Origin of the sequence: Streptomyces griseus, from assembly GCF_900460065.1 — a bacterium.
GTDB classification, from domain to species: Bacteria; Actinomycetota; Actinomycetes; order Streptomycetales; family Streptomycetaceae; genus Streptomyces; species Streptomyces griseus.
In genome coordinates this window covers 23,418-44,591 of record NZ_UAVD01000028.1, presented here as the reverse complement: position 1 = coordinate 44,591, position 21,174 = coordinate 23,418, and the positions used below count along the sequence as shown (strand labels likewise).

Sequence of the window (21,174 nt, the reverse complement as noted above, 5' to 3'; positions counted from 1 at the left end):
GTCATGCGCCTCGTTGGGCTGAACGAGCGAATCCCAGGGTGGGGCGATGAAATGGGGCGGGTGTGCGGCAGGAGTGGTCGCCGGAAGACGTGGTGGCGTGTTGGACGCTGGTGGACGGCGACTGGGACCTGGTGGCGAACAAGACTGGTCCGACCCGGCTCGGCTTTTGCCTGATGCTCAAGTTCTTCGAGATGGAGGGCCGATTCCCGGAGTTCATCGAGGAGTTCCCGCAGCCCGCCGTCGAGTACGTTGCCGGCCTGGTGAAGGTCCCTGCGACCGAGCTTGCGAAGTACGACCTGGCGGGGGCGAAGCGGCACCGTAAGCAGATCCGGGAAGCTCTGCACTTCCGGCCTGCGACGCTGGACGACGAGGAGCGTCTGACCGCGTGGCTGGCGGTGGAGGTGTGCCCGGTAGAGCTGGTGGAGGACCGGCAGCGGGAGGCCTTGCTGGTCGAGTGCCGGGCGAGGAAGATCGAGCCGCCGGGCCGGACCCGGATCGAGAAGGTGCTGGTCGCCGCCCGCAACCGGTGGGAGAAGGTGTTCTGTGCCCGGACCATCGAGCGCCTGGGCGATGTCGGGGTGGCCCGGCTGCTTGCGCTGGTCGCGGAGGACAACGAGGACGGGGCCGGCCTGCTGGCCTTGCTCAAGCGTGATCCCGGCGCGGTCGGCCTGGACTCGCTGCTGACGGAGATCACCAAGCTGAACGACGTACGCAGACTCGGGCTTCCGGAGGGACTGTTCGCGGACTGCTCGGAGAAACTGCTGGCAGGGTGGCGGTCGAGGGCGATCAAGATGTACCCCTCGGACTTCCGGGACACCGCCGAGGACGCCCGGATCACACTGCTCGCGGCCCTGTGCTCTTCTCGTCAGGCGGAGATCACCGATGCTCTGGTGGAGCTGCTGGTTGCACTGGTCCACAAGATCAATGCGCGTGCCGAGCGGCGGGTGGAGAGGCAGCTCACCGCGGAGTTGAAGAAGGTCCGGGGCAAGGAAGGGATCCTCTTCAAGCTCGCTGACGCGGCGATCGGCAAGCCCGACGACGTGGTACGCGAGGCCCTGTACCCGGTGGTCGGGGAGAAGACGCTGCGCGACCTGGTCGCGGAGGCGAAGGCGAACGAGAAGGTCTTCAAGGCCAAGGTCCGCACCACCCTGCGGTCCTCCTACAGCTCGTACTACCGGCAGATGCTGCCGCCGCTGCTGAGGACGCTGGGCTTCAAGTGCAACAACACCGCCTACCGGCCGGTGATGGACGCGATGGCGCTGCTGGAGAAGTACGCGGAAGTCGACGGCAAGACCCGCTTCTACGACGCCGGCGACACGGTGCCGATGGACGGCGTCGTACGCAAGGACTGGCGCGAGGCCGTCGTGGACGACAAGGGCAAGGTCGAACGCATCCCGTACGAGCTGTGCGTCCTGGTCGCGCTGCGGGACGCGATCCGGCGCCGGGGAGATCTACGTCGAGGGAGCCTTGCGCTGGCGAAACCCGGAGGACGACCTGCCGGGCGACTTCGAGGCCGCCCGCACCGTGCACTACGCGGCGATCCGCCAGCCCCAGGACCCGCAGGCGTTCATCACGAGCCTGAAGCAGCGGATGACCGACGGCCTGGACAGGTTGTCGGCGGCGCTCGCGGACGGCTCGGCGGGCGGGGTGAAGGTGACCACGCGGCACGGCGACCCGTGGATCACCGTGCCGAAGCTGGAGAAGCTGGACGAGCCGACCGGCCTCCAGGCACTCAAGGACGAGGTCGTACGCCGATGGGGAGTCCTCGACCTCCTGGACGTGCTGAAGAACGCCGACTTCCTTTCCGGCTTCACCGACGAGTTCACCTCCGTCGCCGCGTACGAGCGCATCGACCGGGCCACCCTCCAGCGCCGTCTGCTGCTCGCGCTGTTCGCACTGGGCACCAACATGGGCATCCGCTCGATCGTCGCGACCGGCGAGCATGGCGAGAGTGAAGCCGCTCTGCGCCATATCCGGCGGCACTTCATCACCGTCGACAACCTCCGCGCTGCCGTCACCCGGCTGGTCAACGCGACCTTCGCCGCCCGCGACACCGCTTGGTGGGGGCAGGGCAACGCGTGTGCCTCGGACTCGAAGAAGTTCGGGTCCTGGTCCAGCAACTTCATGACCGAGTACCACGCACGCTACGGCGGCAACGGCGTGATGATCTACTGGCACGTGGAGCGGAAGAACGTCTGCATCTACTCGCAGCTGAAGTCCTGTTCGTCGTCCGAGGTCGCGGCGATGATCGAGGGACTGCTGCGGCACTGCACGGACGCCGAGATCGAGTCGAACTACGTGGACACCCATGGCGCGAGTGTGGTCGGGTTCGCCTTCACCGAGCTGCTCAACTTCCGCCTGCTGCCCCGGCTGAAGAACATCGGCAGTATCCGCCTGTACCGCCCGGACGACGACCCGCCCGGCTGGCCGGCGCTCGGCGCCTCCCTGACCCGGGCCATCAGGTGGGACCTGATCGAGCAGCAGTACGACCAGATGGTCAAGTACGCCACTGCGCTCCGGCTGGGGACGGCGGAGGCGGAGCAGGTGCTGCGGCGCTTCACCCGCGGCGGGCCCAAGCACCCCACGTACGCCGCGCTCGAAGAACTCGGCCGCGCGGTCCGTACGGTCTTCGCCTGCGACTACCTCGCCGCTCCCGGCCTGCGCCGGGAGATCCACGGCGGGCTCCAGGTCGTGGAGAACTGGAACTCGGCGAACACCGTGCTCCACTACGGCAAGGACGGCGCGCTCACCGGCCCGGACAAGGAACACGCCGAGACCTCCATGCTCGCCCTGCACCTGCTCCAGTCCGCGCTCGTGCACGTCAACACGCTGCTGCTTCAGCAGGTCCTCGCCGAACCGGCCTGGGCGAAGAAACTCTCGGACGAGGACCGGCGCGGGCTCACCGCGCTGTTCTGGTCCAACATCAACCCGTACGGCACCTTCCGCCTGGAGATGGACAAGCGACTCGACCTCGCGCCGCTTCTCTCAGTGCCCCGTCCCCGCACCCCGGCGGACGCCTCCGACCAGGCCCCGGCGGAGCCGAGTTGAGCCCCGTGCCGACGGGCCGGTGCCTGCACCGGCCTTGGGCCACAGGGACAGCCGATACCGGCGAGCTTGATCTTGAATGGTGAGAGGACCCTGCCGAGTCCGGGAGGGGCGGCCGGGTCCCGGCTGCCCCTCCCGGCTGCTCCTGTAATAGGGCTTGCGCCTGTCAGGTCACTCGGCGGCGGATCCACCAGGCGCAGAACCCGGTCAGGGCCAGGGCGAGGCCGAGATAGAGCCCGGTCTCGGCCCATTGAAGGGCCCAGAAGTTGCCGGCGGGCTGGTACGTCACCTGCTGCTTGTAGCCCAGGGCGCCGAGGTCGGCGACGCAGCGGTCGACCTGCTGCAGGGTGGGCGGGCCCGACTCCGTGCGCAGGCAGTCGGCGAAGGACGACGGCACCGGGGTCGGCTGACCGGCGGCGTTCAGCGTCTGCTGGGAGGTGACCCAGGCCCCGGGCACTTCTTCGGGGTGCGCGACGATCTGCCTGGCTCCGTCCTGGATGCTGATAGGGGCGCCGTCGGGCTCGATCGGCAGGATGGTCTGGTCCGCGGCCGTCAGGTGAGACCGGATCCACATCGGTACGGCGATCTGGACGGCGGTGTAGAGGGCGAACGTAGTGGCCATCGCGGGCAGGGTGCGGCGGATGACCAGGCCGAGGGCGACGCCCAGGACGAAGGCGAAGGCAGCGTGGGCCATGGGGACGACACCCCGTGCGGCGAAGGCCACGGGGTCGAGTCGCGGGAAGTACGTGTCCGTCGCGCCGCCGCCGTTGACAGCCCGGTCGATGGGGCTGCTCCACCAGCTCACCGCGAGGCTGGTCAGTCCGGCGGCGGTCATGGAGGCCGCCGCGCCGAGGCCCAGCTTGGTCGCCAGCCAGCGCGTGCGGGTGACGCCCTGGTTCCACGCGAGGTAGTGGGTACCGGTCTCCAGTTCGCGGGAGATCAGCGGCGCGCCCCAGAACATCCCGATGACCGCCGGCACGGCGAGCACGACCAACAGTCCCGTGTAGTAGAGGGTCTGGTCCGAACTGGAGACCTGGTCCACCAGGCCGCTGCCGGCCGTCCGGTAGAGCTCGGCCAGCTGCGGGCCGGTAACCGCGAGGGTGGCGGCGAGCGCAGCCACGGCGGCGAACATCACGGCGGCCTGAGTACGGAACTGGCGCCAGGTCAGCCAGATCATCGAAGTACCTCCAGTGCGGGTCGGGTGTCACGTACCGCATCGGCGGGCCGGGTCATGTAGGCCAGGACGATGTCTTCCAGACCGAGCGGGCCGACGGTCCAGGACGGATCGTGGACCGCGGTGTCGGTACGCACCAGGAGAGTGGTCTGCCGATCGGTGTGGCTGGCGGTGATGACGTGCTGACCGGCCGGGAGCGTGCCCGGGTCCCGGCGCGGTCCGGTGAGCCGGTGGTGGCAGGCGACCAGGTCGTCGATCTCGCCGGCCACCTGTACCCGGGAGTCGACCAGGACGATGACGTAGTCGCAGGTTCGCTCCACGTCGGAGACCAGGTGGGAGGAGAGCACGACGCTCAGCTCGTGCTCGGCAACAGCCTCCATCAGGTCCTGCATGAACTCCCGTCGGGCAAGCGGGTCCAGAGCCGCGACCGGCTCGTCCAGGATCAGCAGCTCCGGGCGCTTGGCGATGCCCAGGGTGAGAGCGAGCTGCGCGCGCTGGCCGCCGGACAGCTTGCCGGCCCGCTGCTTCGGGTCCAGACCGAGGCGACGAATCCGGTCGCGCGCCACGGCGTCGTCCCAGTTCAGGTTGAGACGCTTGCCGAAATCGAGGTGGTCGGCGACGCTCAGCGCGGCGTAGATCGGGGTGTCCTGGGCGACGAAGCCGACCTTGGCCAGCTGTTCCACACCCTCGGCAGGACGGCCACCGCACACCTCGATGGTGCCGGCCGTCGGGGTCAGCATGCCGGAGGCCAGGTTCAACAAGGTCGACTTGCCGGCGCCGTTGGGGCCGACCAGGCCCACCACCCGGCCGGCCGGGACGTCCAGATCGCAGTTCTGCAGCGCCCAGCGCTGCTTGTACCTCTTGCCCAGGCCCTGGGCTCGCAAGACAGCGCTCACGCTACGTCCTCTCCGGCGGCGTTACGAAACGTGCTCACGAACAGCGCCTCGATGCTCTCGTCGTCGAGCCCGGCCAGGCGGGCCTTGGTCAGCCAGCGCTGCAGCTCCTTGCGCAGTGGTCCCTGCGCGGCGAGCGTGCCGTCGGCCAGCGTCCGGGTCACGAACGTCCCGACGCCGGGACGGGCAGCCACCAGGCCGTCGTGCTCCAGCTCCCGGTACGCCTTGAGCACCGTGTTCGGGTTGACCGCCATCTGCTTCGCCACGTCCTTGACGGTCGGCAGCCGGTCCCCCTCCTTCAGTAGACCCAGGCGCAGTGCATGCCGAACCTGCTGGACCAGCTGCTGGTACGGGGACAGGCCGGACCGGCTGTTCAGGTGGAACTCAATCACCGGTTCCTCCATTTATCTAGTTGCCTAGCACTATAGTCCTCTACGTCGACCATTACGCAAGGCGTGCACTCCGGCACCAGCCGCCCGGCACCGAGGGGACCCAGCCGCGCAAGGTTGGCGCTCCTCAGACCTCGTTCGGGTGTCGAGAAACGACCGTCTACCGACACTCGTGACCGTGATCACGAACCCGCAGGTGGGCACTGTCGGCAACTCGCGTCGGGAATCAACGTCGGTGAACGGTCTGGCCGATAGATTCCGACACATGCTCATCGGCTACGCGCGGGTCTCGACCGCCGACCAGAACCCCGACCACCAGATCGACGCACTGCTGCGGGCCGGCGTCGACCGCGACCACATCCACGTCGACAAGGCGAGCGGCGCGAAGGCATCCCGCCCGAAACTCGACCTCGTCATGCAGCTGCTGCGCGAGGGCGACACGTTGAAAGTCACCCGGCTCGACCGACTCTCCCGCTCCGTGCTCCACCTGGTGACCCTCGGCGCCGAGCTGCGTGGGCGCAGCATCGGGCTGCACGTCATCGAGCAGGGCATCGATACGTCCACAATGGAGGGGAGGGCGATGTTCGGGATGCTGTCCGTACTCGCCGAGCTCCAGCGCGAGCTGATCGTGGCGAACACCAACGACGGGCTCGCCTCCGCACGGGCCCGCGGCCGGGTCGGCGGGCGCCGGCCGCGCCTCACCGAGGACCAAGCCGCGCTCGCCCAACGCCTCTACGACGAGCGGGAGAAGACCGTCCAGCAGATCGCCGACATGTTCGGCGTGCCCCGCTCCACGGTGTATGGACACCTCGACAAGACCAGGACCGTCCCACGCCAACCGAAGAAGAGCACGGTCACGAAGCCGAGATAGCTACCGATGGGTTACTTGTTCCCTGGTGTCCGGGCTAGGACTCCGAGGCCGTCACCAGGGCAGTTCGCGCACCTGTTGGACGCACAGCACGACGAACAGCAGCCCGGACAGGGCGAGCATCAGGTTGCTGACGACGCCGTTGCGCCATTGCGCGGGCGTACGGGAGGAGTTGAGCAGCCAGAGCAGGGTCAGGGCGAGGAACGGCATGAAGAACGCGCCGAGCACCCCGTAGGCGATGACCAGGCCGAAGGGCTCGTCCAGCCAGAGGAGGGTCATCGGCGGGAAGGTCAGCCACAGGAGGTAGGCGCGGAACGGCAGCGACCGCTGCCTGCGCTCGGCGGATCGCGCCCCCTCGTGCTCCTCGGTCTTCGCCGCACCGGCCGCCGGGGCCCGGAACCGCTCCACGAAGTCGGCGAACATCAGGCTGACCCCGTGCCAGACGCCGATCAGCGACGAGAACGACGTGGCGAAGAAGCCCACCAGGAACAGCTTGGCGGTGCCCGTGCCGAAGCGGTCCTCCAGCACCTCGCCCAGATCGACCAGGCCCCGGTCGCCGGAGGTGAGGGCGACCTGGGAGGCGTGCAGCAGCTCGGCGCCGACGATGAGCATCGCCACGACGAACACCCCGGTGGTGATGTAGGCGACCCGGTTGTCGAGCCGCATCACCTTCATCCAGGAGGCGTTGCTCCAGCCCTTGGCGTTGACCCAGTACCCGTACGCGGCCATGGTGATCGTGCCGCCGACGCCGCCGATCAGCCCGAGGGTGTAGAGGAGCGAGCCGTCCGGGAGCACGGGCAGCAGCCCGGCGAACGAGGCCCCGACGTCCGGCACGACCCGGGCGGCCACGTACACGACCACCACGAACATGATGCCGATCAGGACCGTCATGACCTTCTCGAAGACGGCGTACCGGTTGAACCAGACGAAGGCCAGCCCGATCAGCCCGGTCACGATCGCCCAGAACTTCAGCCCGGGACCGTCGGGGAACAGCGCCACGATGGGCAGGGCGCTGGAGGACATCGCCGTCGCCCCGTAGATGAAGCCCCAGACGACCACGTAGATCGCGAAGTAGACCGTGGTCCAGGGGCCCAGGCTGCGCCACCCGTCGAAAAGCGTCCTGCCGGTCGCCAGATGCCAGCGGCCGGCCGCCTCGGCGAGCGAGATCTTGACGACGCAGCCGATCACCGCCGCCCACATCAGGGTGTACCCGAACTTGCTGCCCGCGATGAGCGTCGCGACCAGGTCCCCGGCCCCGACCCCGGTCGCCGCGACGACGATGCCGGGCCCGATGTACTTCCAACTCGACCGACGGGGCCGGGAGGCCGGCTCCCCTGTCCCTGTGGTTGCGCTTGTCTCCGCCATGCCGATCAAGGAAGCGCAGTCGGCGGGGGCAGCACAAGGGGTGTGCACGGCGGTAAAATCTTTGGTGGACCCATCGGCCGGCGGCGAGCGGCGGACCGGGGACGAAGCGGGTGCGATGCCCGCCGCGCGCCGTGACCTTCCGAAGGAGGCGCCATGTCGCACACGATCCGGCGGACAGGGGACCCGGCCCGGCAGGAGGAGTTCGCCGGCCGGATGGTGCGGGTGCTGAACGATTCCTGCCTGGGGTATCTGTGCAGCCTCGGGCACCGGACGCGGCTCTTCGACGTGATGGCGCGGCTGCCGCCGTCGACCAGCGAGGAGATCGCCGGGGCGGCCGGGCTGCACGAACGCTATGTGCGCGAGTGGCTCGGCGGGGTCACCGTGGGCGGGATCGTCGTGTACGACCCGGCGGACCGCACGTACCGGCTGCCGCCCGAGCACGCCGCCTCCCTGTGCCGCGACGCCGGGCCCGACAACCTCGCCTCCTTCCTCCAGGACCTCGCGCTGATCGGGCTGGTCGAGGACGAGGTGGTCACGGCGTTCCGGGACGGGGGCGGGGTGCCCTACTCCTCGTACCCGAGGTTCCAGGAGCTCCAGGCCGAGGAGACGGCCCGCGTGTACGACGCGGCGCTGGTGGACGCGATCATCCCACTGGTGCCGGGCCTGCCGGAACGGCTGGCCTCGGACGCCGGGCTGGACGTGCTCGACGTCGGGACGGGCCAGGGGCACGCGGTCAACCTGCTGGCGCGGGCGTTCCCGGCCGGCCGGTTCACCGGGGTGGACATGTCGCGGAGCGGCATCGCGGCGGCCCGGGACGAGGCGGAGCGGCTGGGCCTGCCGAACGCGCGCTTCGAGGTGGCGGACGCGGCCGGGGTGACCGGCGGGTACGACCTGGTGACCGCCTTCGACGTGATCCACGACCTGGCCCGTCCGGCGGAGACCCTGGCGGCCGTCGCCGGTGCGCTGCGGGACGACGGGGTGTTCCTGATGGGCGACATCGCGGCCTCCAGCAGGCTGGAGGAGAACCTCGGCCTGCCGCTCGGCCCAGCGCTCTACACCTTCTCCGTCTTCTACTGCATGACGGTCTCGCTCGGCGAGGGCGGTGCGGGGCTGGGGACCGTCTGGGGCCGGCAGACCGCGCTGCGGATGCTGGCGGAGGCGGGCTTCGGGGAGGTGGCGGTGCGCGAGGTGGAGGGCGACATCCTGAACGTGTACTACGTGGCGCGCAAGGGGAGTTGAGGGGTCTCCCGAGGGCGGGGCGGGGTGGCCCCGCCCTCGGTTGCCCTAGACGACCAGGCTCAGCAGCGCGGCGACGACGAAGCCGGCGACCGAGAGCACCGTCTCCAGGACGGTCCAGGACTTGAGGGTGTCGCGCTCGCTGATCCCGAAGTACTTCGACACCATCCAGAAGCCGCCGTCGTTGACGTGGGAGGCGAAGATCGAGCCCGCCGAGATCGCCATGATGATCAGCGCGAGGTGGGCCTGGGACAGGTCCTGGCCCTCGACCAGCGGGACCACGATGCCCGCGGTCGTGACGATCGCCACCGTGGCGGAGCCCTGGGCGACGCGCAGCACGACCGAGATGAGCCAGGCGAGCAGGATGACCGGCAGGCCGACGTCGTTGAAGGTGTCGGCGAGCGCGTCGGCGATGCCGCTGCCCTTGAGGACCGCGCCGAAGATGCCGCCCGCGCCGACCACCAGCAGGATGTTGCCGACCGGCTTCAGCGAGGACGTGGAGACGGACTCCAGGGACTTGCGGGACCAGCCGCGCCGGATGCCCAGCAGGTAGTAGGCGAGGAACAGGGCGATCGTCAGGGCGACGAACGGGTTGCCGAAGAACTCGATGACCGAGCGGAGCGTGGACGGGTCCAGGGCGATCGAGGAGAACGTCGCGGCGAGGATGAGGATCAGCGGGGTGCCGATGATCGCGAGGACCGTGGCGAGCGGCACCGGCTTCTCGTGCGGGGTGACCCCGGCGGCGCGCTGTTCGGCCGCGACGGCGGCCTTGGCCTCCTCGGCGGCCTCCACCATGTCCTGCGGGACGTCGACGAAGACGCGCTTGCCGATCCAGGCGGAGTAGCCCCAGGCGGCGATGACGGACGGGACGCCGACGACGACGCCCATCAGGATGACCCAGCCGAGCGAGACGTTGAAGAGTCCGGCGGCGGCCACCGGCCCCGGGTGCGGCGGCAGGAACGCGTGGGTCATCGACAGGCCCGCCAGCAGCGGCATCGCGTAGAGCAGGATCGATTTGCCGGAGCGCTTGGCGGCGGCGTACACGATCGGCGCGAGGACGAAGATGCCGACGTCGAAGAAGACCGGGATGCCGAAGACGAGGCCCGTCATCCCCATGGCGAGCGGGGCGCGCTTCTCGCCGAAGGCGTTCAGCAGACGCGCGCTCAACACCTCGGCCCCGCCCGAGACTTCGAGGATCGCGCCGAGCATGGTGCCGAGCCCGATGATGATCGCGACATGGCCGAGGATGCCGCCCATGCCCGACTCGATGACCGAGACCGCGGCGGATTTCTGCACGGTGCCGAAGAGTTCGGTGACCGACAGACCGGCGCCGAGGCCGACGGCTATGGAGACCGCGAGCAGCGCGACGAACGGCTGGAGCCTGACCTTGATGATCAGGAAGAGGAGCAGGGCGATGCCGAGGGCGGCGACGGTCAGCAGACCCGCGGTGCCGTCGATCAGGAGGAGCAGTCCACCGGTGTGCGGTGGGGCTTCGGCCGGCGGTGGGGTGGCGGCGAGCAGCATGGGGACTCCGGTGGTGCTGGAGGGCAGGGGGGAGCGCGGCACGGCGCCCCCGGGGAGCGGGGCGCCGTGCCGTACGGCGTGCGGAAGGGGTTACGCGGGTGGGGCAAGGCGATCCGTGGGACGCGGCGTTCGGGGGGAGGGAACGGCCGGGCGGCCGGAACGGGTCAGCCGAGCACCGCGAGGGCGTCGATCTCGATGAGCAGCCCCTTGGGGAGGCCGACGTAGACCGTCGTGCGGGCGGAGGGGGCCTCCTTGAGGTTCTGCTCGGCGAAGTACGCGTTGTAGATCTCGTTCATCTCCGCGAAGTGGTCCACGTCCGTGAGGTAGACGCGCATCATCATCACGTCGTCCCAGCTCGCGCCGCCCTCCTCCAGGATCGCCTTGACGTTGGCGAAGGTCTGGAGGGTCTGCTCGCGGAGCGTGGGGCCGGCGGGCGTGGGGGCCTGGCCCTCCACGGCGGGGAGGAAGCCGACCTGGCCGGCGACCTGGAGGATGTTCCCCTTCTTCACGCCGTGCGAGAACTTCGCGGGCGGGGTGGTGTGGGTGGAGGGGGTGAGCGCGGTCTTCTCGGTCATGGCTGATCAGGCTTTCTTGGGTCGGGTGGTGCCGGAGTACTCCCGGCTGATGGTCTCGGCGGTGCGCCGGACCAACGGGAGGAGGGTGAGGAGTTCCTCGGCGGTGACGACCACGTTGGGCGCGGAGACCGACATGGCCGCGACGACCCGTCCGTCCGCGCCGCGAATGGGGGCGCCGATGCAGTTGATGGACTCCTCGTGGCCACCGAGGTCGGTGGCCCATCCCTGTTCGCGGACGACGGCGAGCTCCTTGAGGAACGCGGCGGCGCCCGGCGTCGAACGGGACGTGTACATGGGGTAGTCGAGCTTCTCGGCGATGGCGCGCCGCTCGGGCTCGGGGAGGTCGGCCAGCAGCAGCTTGGCGACGGCCGCGACGGTGATCGCGACGGGCTTGCCGATCCGGGAGTACATCCGGACCGGGTAGCGGCTCTCGACCTTGTCGATGTAGAGGACTTCCTGCTCCTCGTACACGGCGAGGTGGACGGTGTGGCCGCACCGGTCGTTGAGTGCGACCAGGTGGGAGTGGGCGATCTCGCGGACGTCGAGGTTCTCGACGGCTTCCTGGGCGAGCGCGAACAGCCGGGCGCCGAGGCGGTAGCGCTGGTCCTCCTGGCGGTAGACGAGGCCGTGCTCGTGGAGCGTACGCAGCAGGCGCAGCGCCGTGGACTTGTGGACGCCGAGGCGCTCGGCGACCTGGCCGAGGTCGGCGGGTCCCTGGGCGAGCAGCGGCAGGATGCTGAGTGCCCGGTCGACGGTCTGGCTCATGGTGTGCGTACCTCCTCGGGGGCCCGGTCGGCTGCGGTCCAGCCGGGGCCGAGACGAAGTCTCCCCCAGGCCTCGTCGTCGAGAGCGGCGAGGCGGTCGGCGTGGTCGCGGGCGGGCGGGTCGGTGAGGTCGCCGGGGACGGTGAGCACGGCGGCGGCCATGAGGTGCCCGTGCCGGGCGCGCTCCCGCACGGGCAGCCCGCGCAGGGTGGCGGAGAGGAACCCGGCGGCGAACGCGTCTCCGGCCCCGACGGCGGCCACGACGTCGACGCGGAGGGCGGGGACGAGGGTGACGGTGTCGGCGCCTCCAGCCCCTCCGGCTCCCGCGGATCCGGCTCCGGCGGCGTCTCCGGCCCCTCCGGCGGCCGAGGAGCGGGGTCCGGCGGCCCCTCCGGCGGCGAAGGAGCGGGGTCCGGGGCGGAGCCCCGAGGCGAACACCGTCGCGCCGGCGCTCCCCCGCTTCACGACGACCACGGCCGGCTCCGGCAGCGCCGCCCGGATCGCCTCCGCGCCGACGATCCCCCAGGCCTCCTCCGCCTCGTCCTCCCCCACGAACACGAGGTCGGCGCGGCGGGCCAGCTCCAGCAGCACGGACGCGTCCGCTTCGCCGTCCCGCCACAGTCGCGGCCGGTGGTTCACGTCGAACGACACCAGCGGGCGCCCCGGCCGCGCGGCCGTGAGGTCCCGCAGCAGCGCGAGGCAGTCGGCGGACAGCGCGGCCGTGATCCCGGACAGGTGCAGGACGCGGCCCGCGAACAGTTCCTCGTACGGCACGTTCGACGGGGACATCGCGGAGGCGGCGGACCCCGCCCGGTAGTACGCGACCTCGTGGGTGTCGGTTCCCCGGTCCGTGGCCGTGCGGAAGTAGATGCCGGTGGGCCGTGCCGGATCCCGGCGGACCGCCGACGTGTCGACCCCGTACGACGCGATGGTCTCGACGAGGTGGTCGCCGAAGCCGTCCGCGCCGACGCGGCCGACCCAGGCCGCCCGGTGTCCGGCGGCGGCGAGGGCGCAGGCCACGTTGGACTCGGCGCCGCCGATCCCGCGCCCGAAGGAGGGCACGTCGGCGAGGCGGCCGGGCTGCGAGGGCAGGAACGTCACCATGGACTCACCGAGGCAGACGACATCGGTGCTCGTGGCGGCGTCGGCCGTCCCTGCTGCGGGTCCGGACACTGGAGGGCTCCTCGCTGTTCGGCGTGCGGGCCGGTGGTCACCATTGACCGGGCATCGGCTCGGATGTTAGACAGCGTTGAGCGATATACGCAATGGGTGTTGCATATGTTGCAACGAACTTCGAGGAGCCCCCCTTGGCAGCCGTACGCCCCACCGGCCACACCGCCGTCCCCGCGCCTTCCGCCCCCGGCGCCTCCCCCGCGTCCCTGGCGTCCGGCCTCGCCGACGAGCGCGTCGACCACCGCTTCAAGGCCCTGCCCCCGGACGCGGCGGGACTGACCGTCGGGGCGCTGGCCGCCGAGCGGCGCAACCTCTTCACCGGCGGGTTCACCACCCCCGTCCTCGCGCTCTCCGCCGAGTCGGTCGCCCACAACCTCGACCTCCTGGAGACGTACGCCGAGCGGCACGGCCTCGCGTTCGCCCCGCACGGCAAGACGTCCATGTCCCCGCGGCTTTTCGTGGACCAGTTGAAGCGCGGCGCGTGGGGCATCACGGCCGCCGTGCCGCACCAGGCGCGGGTCTACCGGGCGTACGGGATCGGCCGGATCTTCCTCGCCAACGAGCTGGTCGACGCCGTCGCCCTGCGCTGGCTGGCCGGCGAGATGGCGGCCGACCCGGAGTTCCGCTTCGTCTGCTACGTGGACTCCGTGCGCGGCGTCGAGCTGATGGAGGAGGCCCTCGGCGCGGCGGGCGCCACCCGCCCGGTCGACGTGGTCGTGGAGCTGGGCGCGGGCGAGGGCGCGCGCACCGGGGCCCGCACGGAGGCCGACTGCGCGGCGGTGGCCGACGCGGTGGCGGCGGCCGGTTCGCTGCGTCTGGTGGGCGTCGCCGGGTACGAGGGCGAGGTGCCGGACGCCGACCCCGAGCGGGTACGGGCGTGGCTGCGGCGGCTCGTCGCGCTGGCGGCCTCCTTCGACGGCGACGGGCGGTTCGCCGGGGTCGAGGAGATCGTCGTGAGCGCGGGCGGCAGCGCCTGGTTCGACGCGGTCGCGGACGTCTTCGCGGAGATTCCCGAACTGGGCGCCCCGGTCCTGAAGTTGCTGCGCTCCGGCGCGTACGTCTCGCACGACGACGGGCACTACAAGCACCTCACCCCGTTCAACCGCGTCCCCGAGGAAGGTGCGCTGGAGCCCGCCTTCCGGCTCTGGGCGCAGGTCGTCTCCCGCCCCTGTGGCGAGCAGGCGTTCCTGAACGCGGGCAAGCGCGACGCGGCGTACGACCTGGATCTGCCCGAGGCGCAGGTGGTCCGCTCCGGCCGGGACGGCTCGGTGCGGCCCGCCACCGGGGTCACGGTCACCGGCCTCTCCGACCAGCACACCTGGGTGCGCACGGAGGAAGGGGCCGAGCTGGAGGTGGGCGACTGGGTCGGCATGGGCCTCTCGCACCCCTGCACGAGCTTCGACAAGTGGCAGCTGATCCCGCTGGTCGAGGCGGACGGCACGGTCACCGACTACCTCCGCACGTTCTTCTAGGGACACGGCCCAGAGCCGCGAGCACCACCACCCCGATCGGAAAGGCGACCCATGGACCTGGTCCTGCGTGACGCGCTCGTCGTCGACGGCACCGGCGCGCCCTCCTACCGCGCCGATGTGGCCCTCGACGGCGGCCGCATAGCCGAGATCCACCCCGAGGGCTCCCCCGGCCCCCGCCCCACCGCCGCCCGGACCGTGGACGCGGACGGTCTCGCGCTGGCCCCCGGCTTCATCGACATGCACGCCCACAGCGATCTGGCGCTGCTGCGCGACCCCGACCACAGCGCGAAGGCGGCGCAGGGCGTCACCCTCGAAGTCCTGGGCCAGGACGGGATGTCGTACGCCCCGGCCGACGACCGCACGCTCGCCGAGGTCCGGCGCTCCATCACCGGCTGGAACGGCGACGGGAGCGACATCGACTTCGACTGGCGCACCGTCGGCGGCTACCTGGACCGCCTCGACCGGAACTTCGGCGGCCAGGGCATCGCGGTGAACGCCGCCTACCTCGTCCCGCAGGGCACGGTCCGGATGTACGCGGTGGGCTGGGACGACCGGCCCGCCACCACCGCCGAGCTGGCCCGGATGAAGGAGCTGGTGGACCAGGGCATGCGGGAGGGCGCGGTGGGCCTGTCGTCCGGGCTGACCTACACGCCCGGGATGTACGCGGACGACGCCGAACTCACCGAACTCTGCCGGGTGGTGGCCCGCCACGGCGGCTACTACTGCCCGCACCACCGCAGTTACGGCGCCGGCGCCCTGGAGGCGTACGAGGAGATGGTGCTGCTCACCCGGAACGCCGGGTGCGCGCTCCATCTCGCCCACGCCACCATGAACTTCGGCGTGAACAAGGGCAGGGCGCCCGACCTCCTGGCCCTCCTGGACGGCGCGCTGGCCGCCGGGGCCGACATCTCGCTCGACACCTACCCGTACACCCCGGGCTGCACCACCCTGGTGGCCATGCTGCCGAGCTGGGCGAGCGAGGGCGGGCCGGAGTCGGTCCTGACCCGGCTCGCGGACCCGGCGAGCGCGGAGAGGATCCGGCACCACCTGGAGGTGCTGGGCTCGGACGGCTGCCACGGGGTGCCGATCGAGTGGGACACCATCGAGATCTCCGGCGTGAGCGTGCCGCACCTGGGCGAGTACGTCGGCCGTACGGTCGAGGAGTCGGCGCGGCTGCGGGGCGAGGAGCCCTGGGTGACCGCGCGGCGGCTGCTCACCGAGGACCGGCTCGGGACGACGATCCTCCAGCACGTGGGCCACGAGGAGAACGTCCAGCAGATCATGCGGCACCCGGTGCACACCGGGGGCAGCGACGGCATCCTCCAGGGCGACAAGCCGCACCCCCGGGCGTACGGCACCTTCCCGCAGTATCTCGGCAGGTACGCCCGGGAGTTGGGGATCCTCTCGCTGGAGGAGTGCGTCGCCCACCTGACCTCGCGCCCGGCCGCCCGGCTGCGGCTCGCGGACCGGGGCCTGGTGCGCGAGGGCTACCGCGCGGACCTGGTGCTGTTCGATCCGGAGACGGTGGCGGCGGGCTCCACGTTCGAGGAGCCGCGCACGCTGCCGGTGGGCATCCCGCACGTTCTGATCGACGGCCGGTTCGTCATCGAGGACGGCAAGCGGACGTCGGTGCTGGCGGGCAAGGCGGTCCGGGGAGCGGGGGCGGCGGCCACGGCCTGAGCCCACGAGGCCCCGGGGCTTCCGCCGCCCGAAGTCCTAGGCGGTGTCCGCGGCGCGCTCCGCCGCCCAGGCGAGGTCCTCCTCGGTGGGGGCGTCGTCCTGGGTGAGCGCGCGCCGCCAGTAGCCGCTGAACTCGACGGCCGCCTTGGGCAGTTCGCGGTCCTCGACCAGATGGCGGCGGAGCGCCCGCACGGCGGACGCCTCGCCGGCCACCCAGGCCGCGTCCACCCCGGCGAGGTCCGCTCCGGCGCCCCGCACGGCGTCCACCAGCGAGCCGCCCCGGTCGCGGTGCACCCAGCGGACCTCGGCTCCCCCGGCCGCGGGCGGCAGCTCCCGTTCCTCCGCCGCGTCCGCGACCTCGGCGTACACCACGGCCCCGGTCCCGGCGGGCAGCGCCGCCAGCACGGTGGCGATGGCCGGGAGCGCGGTCTCGTCCCCGGCGAGGAGCATCCGCCGGGCGGCGGGCAGCGGGCGGGCGTAGAGGGAGGACGGGCCGACCATGCCGAGGACGTCGCCGGCCCGGGCCACCGCACCCCAGCGGGAGGCGGGCCCGTCCTCGCCGTGGAGCACGAAGTCCACGGTCATCACGTTGCGTTCGCGGTCGTAGGCGCGGACGGTGAAGCCGCGCATCCAGGGCCGCTCCGCCTCCGGGATCGCGAGGTACGCCTCGTACCAGCGCATGCCGTGCGGGTCGTCGGCGTCCCGCTCCGGCAGCCGGGGCACGGCCTGTCCGGCGCGGGGCAGACAGAGCTTCATCTGCTGGTCCGGACGGTCCTCCATGAGCCCGGGCAGTTCGTCGGCGGTGAAGCCGATCCTCGCCGTCCCCGGGGTGACCCGCTCGACGTCCACGACCCGTACGTACGTGACCGGCAGCGCCTGACTCATCGCGACCCGACCCCTTTCCGCTGGTGACCGCCGCGGCCGACGACGACCGCCGTCCCGGCGGCGCTGATACCTTACGGCGTAATGAATTACCCGCCGGACGTTACTTTACGCCGTAAGGAGTCGCAAGTGGTGGTCTTCGCCGGGCAGGGCGATCCGCGCCGTTCCCTCTCCCTCCTGTGGCGCGCGGACGCGCCGCCGACGCGCGGCGGTCCGGGGCCCAGACCCCGGCTGAGCGTGGACGCGATCGTGGCGGCGGCGGTGGCGCTCGCGGACGAGGAGGGGATGGGGGCCCTGTCGATGCGCGCGGTCGGCGACCGGCTCGGGCGCACGGCGATGGCGCTCTACACCTACGTCCCCGGCAAGAGCGAGCTGCTGGACCTGATGTACGACGCGGTGCACGCGGAGCTCCCCCGCCGCGAACCGGACCCGGACGACTGGCGGGGGGCGCTCACCGCCTGGGCCGGGGAGGTCCTGGAGTTCTACGTCCGGCACCCCTGGGTGCTCCAGGTCTCGCAGGCGCGTCCGGTGCTGGGGCCGCACGAATACGCGGGTCTGGACACCTTGGTGACCCTGCTGCGGGCGACGGGACTGCCGGCCGGGGCGGTGCGGCGGCTGGTGGGAACCCTGTTCCCGTTCGTCCGGGGCTCGGCGCAGGCGGTGGCCGACGCCCGGCTCGCCGCGGCGGCGACCGGGAGCTCCGACGAGGAGTGGTGGGCGGCGCGCTCGGCGGCCCTGCTGGAGCTGGTCCCGGACTTCGCGGAGCGCTTCCCGGCGGTGAGCGGCCTGGAGGCGGAGGGGCCGGTGGAGCCGTACCCGGGAAACGCTCCGGAGGGCGCCGAGGCGGTGCCGTACCCGGAGCGGGAGGCGCGCGAGACGTTCCGGGTGGGGCTCGGGGTGCTGCTGGACGGCATCGAGGCGGCGCGCGCGGACCGGCCCTGACCGGGGTCGGGACCGGCCTGCGCGCTCCTGGGGCGGAGGGGTTTACGGCTTGGGCAGCGCGCAGCCCTCACGGTCGAGGTCGATCTTGCTGCCGGCTCCGATGCACGGGACCATGGTGTACGTCTGCTGGGCGTAGTTGATGCCTTCGCGGACGGTGACCTCGCCGTTCTCGTCGACCTCGCACGGGTTGTTGTCCGTGCACTCCTGGCCGCTCTCGTTACCGGTGTTGTTGACGGCGACCACCTTGCCGGTGGCGTCGTCGATCACCGGCGAGCCGGACGTGCCGCCGATGGTCCGGCACTCCGGGGTGTAGCGGACGGAGTCCTTCCAGGTCCACCGGCCCTCCTTGAGCTGGTGGACGAAGCCGTCGATGTCACAGCTGTAGGTGCGCTTCCAGTAGCCGGAGGCGACCGTGATGGCGGTGCCCGCCGTCGGGTGGGCGGTCTCCAGCTCCAGCGCCTGGATGCCGTAGCTGTCCTCGATCTGCTGGTAGGTGGAGGTGGTCTCGTAGAGCGAGAGGTCGGTGTCGGTCATGGTGCCGTACGCGACCTTGCTCGCCTTCAGGGTGCCGACACCGCTGCCCGAGGCGTTGAGCAGGGTGAACGTGCGGGAGGACGGCTGGTCGACGACGACCTCACCGGGCCCCGGGAAGCCGGACTCCAGGCAGTGCCCGTTGGAGAGCACGAGGGCGGGGTCGGTGGGGGCGGCGTCGGGCGAACGGACGACGGAGCCGGAGCAGTTGCTGAGCGCGACGGTCCCGGCGAAGGTCACGGCCTTCGCGGCGGGATCGGCCTGGGGCGCGGCTTCCCGGGTCTGCGGCTGCGGCGCGGGGGCGGCTTGGGCGACGGGCGCGGCGCCGGCCCCCAGGAGCAGGGCAGCGAGAAACGCACCGACGAGAGGCTTGTTCATGTGGGGGGTACCTCCAGTGATGCCAAGGGCCGGAGATCTTCCGGCTTTTGACATGCGCATGCTTGCGCAGATGGCGGGCCATCACAAGGGGTCCCCTCACCGGGGGCGGCTTCCGGACGGGGCCGCGGCGGTGGCCGCCCCAGCCCCGCAGCCGCCGCTACCTCACCCCCGCCACCGCCTGGGCACCGGCACCGGCTCCCGCTCCGACTCCGGCCGCAACTCCCGCTGCGGCTCCGGCTCCGGCTCCGGCTCCGGCATCGTCCGGGACAGCGACCGGCGCGTCGGCACCGGCCCGCTCCGCGCCGAGGGGCCCATCGGCTCCGGTCTCCTCCTCACCGCGGCTGATGTGGTCGCGCCCCCACTGCCCCAGCGGTTCCAGCGCCGCGTTGAGCGAGAGGCCCAGCGGGGTCAGCGAATACTCCACGCGCGGAGGCACTTCGGCGTACACCTCGCGGTGCACGATGCCGTCGTCCTCCAGCTCCTTGAGATGGGAGCTGAGCACCTTCTCGGTCACCCCGGTCACGGCCCGGCGCAGCTCACCGAAGCGGCAGGTCCGCTCGTTCAACGCCCACAGGATGAGCACCTTCCACTTGCCGCCGATCACGTCCATCGCCGCGTCGATCCCGCAGACGAAAGCCCCCGGCCTCCGTACGATCCGCATCGTCCGCCCTCCCCTGCCCGGTCGCCGGCCGCGAGGCGACCACCCACCGCGCAGTGGGTTCTCGACCGCCTCCGGCACTTTCGACCAGCCTAAGCGGGAGCTCCGACAACCATGCCGCTCCCGCCCCGACCACCTCAGGCCGCCGCCCCCTCACCGCCCTCCGACGCCTCTGTTTCCTTCGCCTCCTTCGCGTACGTCACCGCCTGGAGCAGCGTCAGTCCGGGCTCGGCCCGACGCAGGATCTTGATGGCCTCCACGGAGTCCGCCGGGCCCTCGTGCCCGGCGGCGGTGAGCCGCTGCCGCACCCACCGGCCGCGCAGCTCCGCGTCCGGGCGCGCGGCGGCGTCCTCGGCCAGGGCGAGGGCGCGCTCCAGTCCGGGGCGGTCGGAGTCCGTGGCGCTCTCCAGCGCACGCCGGAGCCCGGCGACGAGTTCGGGGGCGTCCCGGAGGACGTGTACGGCGAGGGGCTGGGGCTTCCGGAACAGGCTCATGTGACCACCGCTACCCGGCCCGGCCCCGCTCTCACCCGAGTTGAGCAAGATCTGAGCGAGCCGCACCCCGCGCCACCTGCGCGGACCCGGGGCATCGGTCCGTGGACCGAGGCCGTCGGGTCGCGCACTTCGGTCCGCGGTAGGAGGCGCGCCCGCGCCCCGGCTGCGTACGGTCGGCGTATGACTCTCGACCTCGACGCGTACTTCGCCCGCATCGGCTGGACCGGAAATCCCCGCCCCACGCTGGAGGTTTTGCGGTCCCTGCACCGCGCCCACCTGATCGGCATCCCGTTCGAGAACCTGGAGCCGGTCCTCGGCTCCGCCCCGTCGCTGGCCCTCGACGACCTGGAGGCGAAGCTCGTGCACGGCGGGCGCGGCGGCTACTGCTACGAGCACAACACCCTGTTCTCCGCCGTGCTGCGGCAGATCGGCTTCTCCGTGACACCGCTGACGGCCCGGGTGGTGCTGGGCGCCGCGCCGGGCGACATCCGGCCCCGTACGCACATGCTCATGCGGGTGGACGTGGCGGGCGAGCCGCACCCGTACCTGGCGGACGTCGGGTTCGGGGCGGTGGGCGCCCTGCTGGAGCCGATCGAGCTGGTGGAGGACGCCGAACTGTCCGACGCGCCGCGCCGCCACCGGCTGGTCCACGCACCGCACCACGGTCCGCTGCCCCTGTGGGAGCTCCAGGCCGGCCAGGGCGGGTCCTGGGAGCCGCAGTACGACTTCACGCTGGACCCGTACGAGAAGCCGGACTACGAGGTGATCAACTGGTTCATCGCGACGCACCCGCGCTCACCGTTCCGGCAGGCGGTGTACGCGCAGCGCACCCGGATCGGCTCCCACCTGGCGCTGTCGGGGCTCGACCTGGTGGAGACGGCCGACGACGGCACGATCCGGGAGCGGCGGCTGGAGGACGGGGACGAGGCGCTGCGCGTCCTGACGGACGACTTCGGCATCCGGCTCCCTGAGGGCGTCCGGCTGCCGGAGTGACGACCCCCGAGGGCGTCGGGCTGCCGGAGTGACTCCCCGAGGGCGTCGGGCTGCCGGAGTGACGACCCCGAAGGCGCGTCCGCCGGTCTCCGTGACGCCCAGGAGGCTCGTCCGCCGGTCTCCGTGACGCCCTCCGGC

Annotated in this window: 19 protein-coding genes and 1 pseudogene; 8 read left to right on the top strand and 12 right to left on the bottom strand. The window is 71.6% G+C overall.

Features of this window, described 5'->3' with window-relative positions; translation table 11 throughout:
* Nucleotides 1–62: 62 nt before the first annotated feature.
* Nucleotides 63–455 (top strand): annotated as a pseudogene (locus DTB53_RS37440) (DUF4158 domain-containing protein); the annotation flags it as partial.
* Nucleotides 456–1,779: 1,324 nt separating this feature from the next.
* Nucleotides 1,780–3,048: a Tn3 family transposase gene (locus tag DTB53_RS37435; protein ID WP_236586384.1), complete on the top strand. Its 1,269-nt coding sequence runs from the start codon at nt 1,780–1,782 to the stop codon at nt 3,046–3,048.
* A 163-nt stretch (nt 3,049–3,211) separates the two neighbouring features.
* Here the strand turns inward: DTB53_RS37435 and DTB53_RS17985 are convergent, their stop codons facing one another.
* Genes DTB53_RS17985 through DTB53_RS17975 form a run of 3 tightly spaced genes read right to left on the bottom strand, consistent with a single transcriptional unit; the run spans nt 3,212 to nt 5,516 of the window.
* Nucleotides 3,212–4,222, bottom strand: a complete 1,011-nt coding sequence (locus DTB53_RS17985) for an ABC-2 membrane transporter-related protein (RefSeq protein WP_012379273.1) — start codon at nt 4,220–4,222, stop codon at nt 3,212–3,214.
* A complete protein-coding gene (locus DTB53_RS17980) occupies nt 4,219–5,115 on the bottom strand; it encodes an ABC transporter ATP-binding protein (RefSeq protein ID WP_012379274.1) in 897 nt (298 codons plus the stop codon). Before DTB53_RS17980 ends, DTB53_RS17985 begins: the two co-directional genes overlap by 4 nt.
* A complete protein-coding gene (locus DTB53_RS17975; protein ID WP_012379275.1) occupies nt 5,112–5,516 on the bottom strand; it encodes a GntR family transcriptional regulator in 405 nt (134 codons plus the stop codon). The genes DTB53_RS17980 and DTB53_RS17975 overlap by 4 nt, the downstream gene beginning before the upstream one ends.
* Before the next feature lie 250 nt (nt 5,517–5,766).
* Here DTB53_RS17975 and DTB53_RS17970 point away from each other — a divergent pair, with 250 nt between their 5' ends.
* Nucleotides 5,767–6,372: a recombinase family protein gene (locus DTB53_RS17970; RefSeq protein WP_012379276.1), complete on the top strand. Its 606-nt coding sequence runs from the start codon at nt 5,767–5,769 to the stop codon at nt 6,370–6,372.
* A gap of 51 nt (nt 6,373–6,423) precedes the next feature.
* Here the strand turns inward: DTB53_RS17970 and DTB53_RS17965 are convergent, their stop codons facing one another.
* Nucleotides 6,424–7,734: an Nramp family divalent metal transporter gene (locus tag DTB53_RS17965; RefSeq protein ID WP_012379277.1), complete on the bottom strand. Its 1,311-nt coding sequence runs from the start codon at nt 7,732–7,734 to the stop codon at nt 6,424–6,426.
* Nucleotides 7,735–7,887: 153 nt separating this feature from the next.
* On the opposite strand from DTB53_RS17965, the gene DTB53_RS17960 reads away from it, so the two are divergent.
* Nucleotides 7,888–8,973 carry a class I SAM-dependent methyltransferase gene (locus DTB53_RS17960; protein WP_012379278.1) on the top strand — a complete coding sequence of 362 codons (1,086 nt, stop codon included), beginning with the start codon at nt 7,888–7,890 and terminating at the stop codon, nt 8,971–8,973.
* 45 nt (nt 8,974–9,018) lie between these two features.
* Here DTB53_RS17960 and DTB53_RS17955 read toward each other — a convergent pair whose 3' ends face one another.
* The 4 genes from DTB53_RS17955 to DTB53_RS17940 form a co-directional block, all read right to left on the bottom strand.
* Nucleotides 9,019–10,494, bottom strand: coding sequence for a GntP family permease (locus DTB53_RS17955; protein WP_003966664.1), 1,476 nt, complete (start codon nt 10,492–10,494; stop codon nt 9,019–9,021).
* 164 nt (nt 10,495–10,658) lie between these two features.
* Complete coding sequence (locus DTB53_RS17950; RefSeq protein WP_003966665.1) at nt 10,659–11,069, bottom strand: RidA family protein; 411 nt, start codon at nt 11,067–11,069, stop codon at nt 10,659–10,661.
* 6 nt (nt 11,070–11,075) lie between these two features.
* A complete protein-coding gene (locus tag DTB53_RS17945) occupies nt 11,076–11,834 on the bottom strand; it encodes an IclR family transcriptional regulator (protein ID WP_012379279.1) in 759 nt (252 codons plus the stop codon).
* Nucleotides 11,831–13,006 (bottom strand): sugar kinase, encoded by a 1,176-nt coding sequence (locus DTB53_RS17940; RefSeq protein ID WP_012379280.1) that lies wholly within the window; start codon nt 13,004–13,006, stop codon nt 11,831–11,833. The genes DTB53_RS17945 and DTB53_RS17940 overlap by 4 nt, the downstream gene beginning before the upstream one ends.
* 134 nt (nt 13,007–13,140) lie before the next feature.
* Here DTB53_RS17940 and DTB53_RS17935 point away from each other — a divergent pair, with 134 nt between their 5' ends.
* Together DTB53_RS17935 and DTB53_RS17930 are read left to right on the top strand one after the other, a co-directional pair.
* A complete protein-coding gene (locus DTB53_RS17935) occupies nt 13,141–14,478 on the top strand; it encodes an alanine racemase (protein WP_012379281.1) in 1,338 nt (445 codons plus the stop codon).
* Between the two features lie 51 nt (nt 14,479–14,529).
* Nucleotides 14,530–16,158 (top strand): N-acyl-D-amino-acid deacylase family protein, encoded by a 1,629-nt coding sequence (locus DTB53_RS17930; protein ID WP_012379282.1) that lies wholly within the window; start codon nt 14,530–14,532, stop codon nt 16,156–16,158.
* A gap of 36 nt (nt 16,159–16,194) precedes the next feature.
* On the opposite strand, the gene DTB53_RS17925 is transcribed toward DTB53_RS17930, so the two are convergent.
* Nucleotides 16,195–17,043, bottom strand: a complete 849-nt coding sequence (locus DTB53_RS17925; RefSeq protein ID WP_012379283.1) for a siderophore-interacting protein — start codon at nt 17,041–17,043, stop codon at nt 16,195–16,197.
* Nucleotides 17,044–17,169: 126 nt separating this feature from the next.
* Between DTB53_RS17925 and DTB53_RS17920 the strand changes: the two genes are divergently transcribed.
* Complete coding sequence (locus DTB53_RS17920) at nt 17,170–17,982, top strand: TetR/AcrR family transcriptional regulator C-terminal domain-containing protein (protein ID WP_012379284.1); 813 nt, start codon at nt 17,170–17,172, stop codon at nt 17,980–17,982.
* Between the two features lie 42 nt (nt 17,983–18,024).
* Here the strand turns inward: DTB53_RS17920 and DTB53_RS17915 are convergent, their stop codons facing one another.
* The 3 genes from DTB53_RS17915 to DTB53_RS17905 all read right to left on the bottom strand — a co-directional run bounded on the left by DTB53_RS17915 (nt 18,025) and on the right by DTB53_RS17905 (nt 20,043).
* Nucleotides 18,025–18,891, bottom strand: coding sequence for a S1 family peptidase (locus DTB53_RS17915; protein WP_012379285.1), 867 nt, complete (start codon nt 18,889–18,891; stop codon nt 18,025–18,027).
* Between the two features lie 157 nt (nt 18,892–19,048).
* Nucleotides 19,049–19,552: a winged helix-turn-helix transcriptional regulator gene (locus tag DTB53_RS17910; protein WP_012379286.1), complete on the bottom strand. Its 504-nt coding sequence runs from the start codon at nt 19,550–19,552 to the stop codon at nt 19,049–19,051.
* 134 nt (nt 19,553–19,686) lie between these two features.
* The gene (locus DTB53_RS17905) at nt 19,687–20,043 is read right to left on the bottom strand and encodes a hypothetical protein (protein ID WP_012379287.1); all 357 of its coding nucleotides are present in this window, start codon (nt 20,041–20,043) and stop codon (nt 19,687–19,689) included.
* 180 nt (nt 20,044–20,223) lie between these two features.
* Here DTB53_RS17905 and DTB53_RS17900 point away from each other — a divergent pair, with 180 nt between their 5' ends.
* Nucleotides 20,224–21,036, top strand: a complete 813-nt coding sequence (locus DTB53_RS17900) for an arylamine N-acetyltransferase family protein (protein ID WP_012379288.1) — start codon at nt 20,224–20,226, stop codon at nt 21,034–21,036.
* The last annotated feature ends 138 nt before the right edge of the window (nt 21,037–21,174 follow it).

Coding starts and splice junctions, on each gene's coding strand:
- DTB53_RS17900 (WP_012379288.1), top strand. CDS start 20,224: ATGACTCTCGACCTCGACGCGTACTTCGCCCGCATCGGCTGGACCGGA.
- DTB53_RS17960 (WP_012379278.1), top strand. CDS start 7,888: ATGTCGCACACGATCCGGCGGACAGGGGACCCGGCCCGGCAGGAGGAG.
- DTB53_RS17945 (WP_012379279.1), bottom strand. CDS start 11,834: ATGAGCCAGACCGTCGACCGGGCACTCAGCATCCTGCCGCTGCTCGCC.
- DTB53_RS17915 (WP_012379285.1), bottom strand. CDS start 18,891: ATGAACAAGCCTCTCGTCGGTGCGTTTCTCGCTGCCCTGCTCCTGGGG.
- DTB53_RS17905 (WP_012379287.1), bottom strand. CDS start 20,043: ATGAGCCTGTTCCGGAAGCCCCAGCCCCTCGCCGTACACGTCCTCCGG.
- DTB53_RS17950 (WP_003966665.1), bottom strand. CDS start 11,069: ATGACCGAGAAGACCGCGCTCACCCCCTCCACCCACACCACCCCGCCC.
- DTB53_RS17985 (WP_012379273.1), bottom strand. CDS start 4,222: ATGATCTGGCTGACCTGGCGCCAGTTCCGTACTCAGGCCGCCGTGATG.
- DTB53_RS17910 (WP_012379286.1), bottom strand. CDS start 19,552: ATGCGGATCGTACGGAGGCCGGGGGCTTTCGTCTGCGGGATCGACGCG.
- DTB53_RS17970 (WP_012379276.1), top strand. CDS start 5,767: ATGCTCATCGGCTACGCGCGGGTCTCGACCGCCGACCAGAACCCCGAC.
- DTB53_RS17925 (WP_012379283.1), bottom strand. CDS start 17,043: ATGAGTCAGGCGCTGCCGGTCACGTACGTACGGGTCGTGGACGTCGAG.
- DTB53_RS17955 (WP_003966664.1), bottom strand. CDS start 10,494: ATGCTGCTCGCCGCCACCCCACCGCCGGCCGAAGCCCCACCGCACACC.
- DTB53_RS17975 (WP_012379275.1), bottom strand. CDS start 5,516: ATGGAGGAACCGGTGATTGAGTTCCACCTGAACAGCCGGTCCGGCCTG.
- DTB53_RS17965 (WP_012379277.1), bottom strand. CDS start 7,734: ATGGCGGAGACAAGCGCAACCACAGGGACAGGGGAGCCGGCCTCCCGG.
- DTB53_RS17930 (WP_012379282.1), top strand. CDS start 14,530: ATGGACCTGGTCCTGCGTGACGCGCTCGTCGTCGACGGCACCGGCGCG.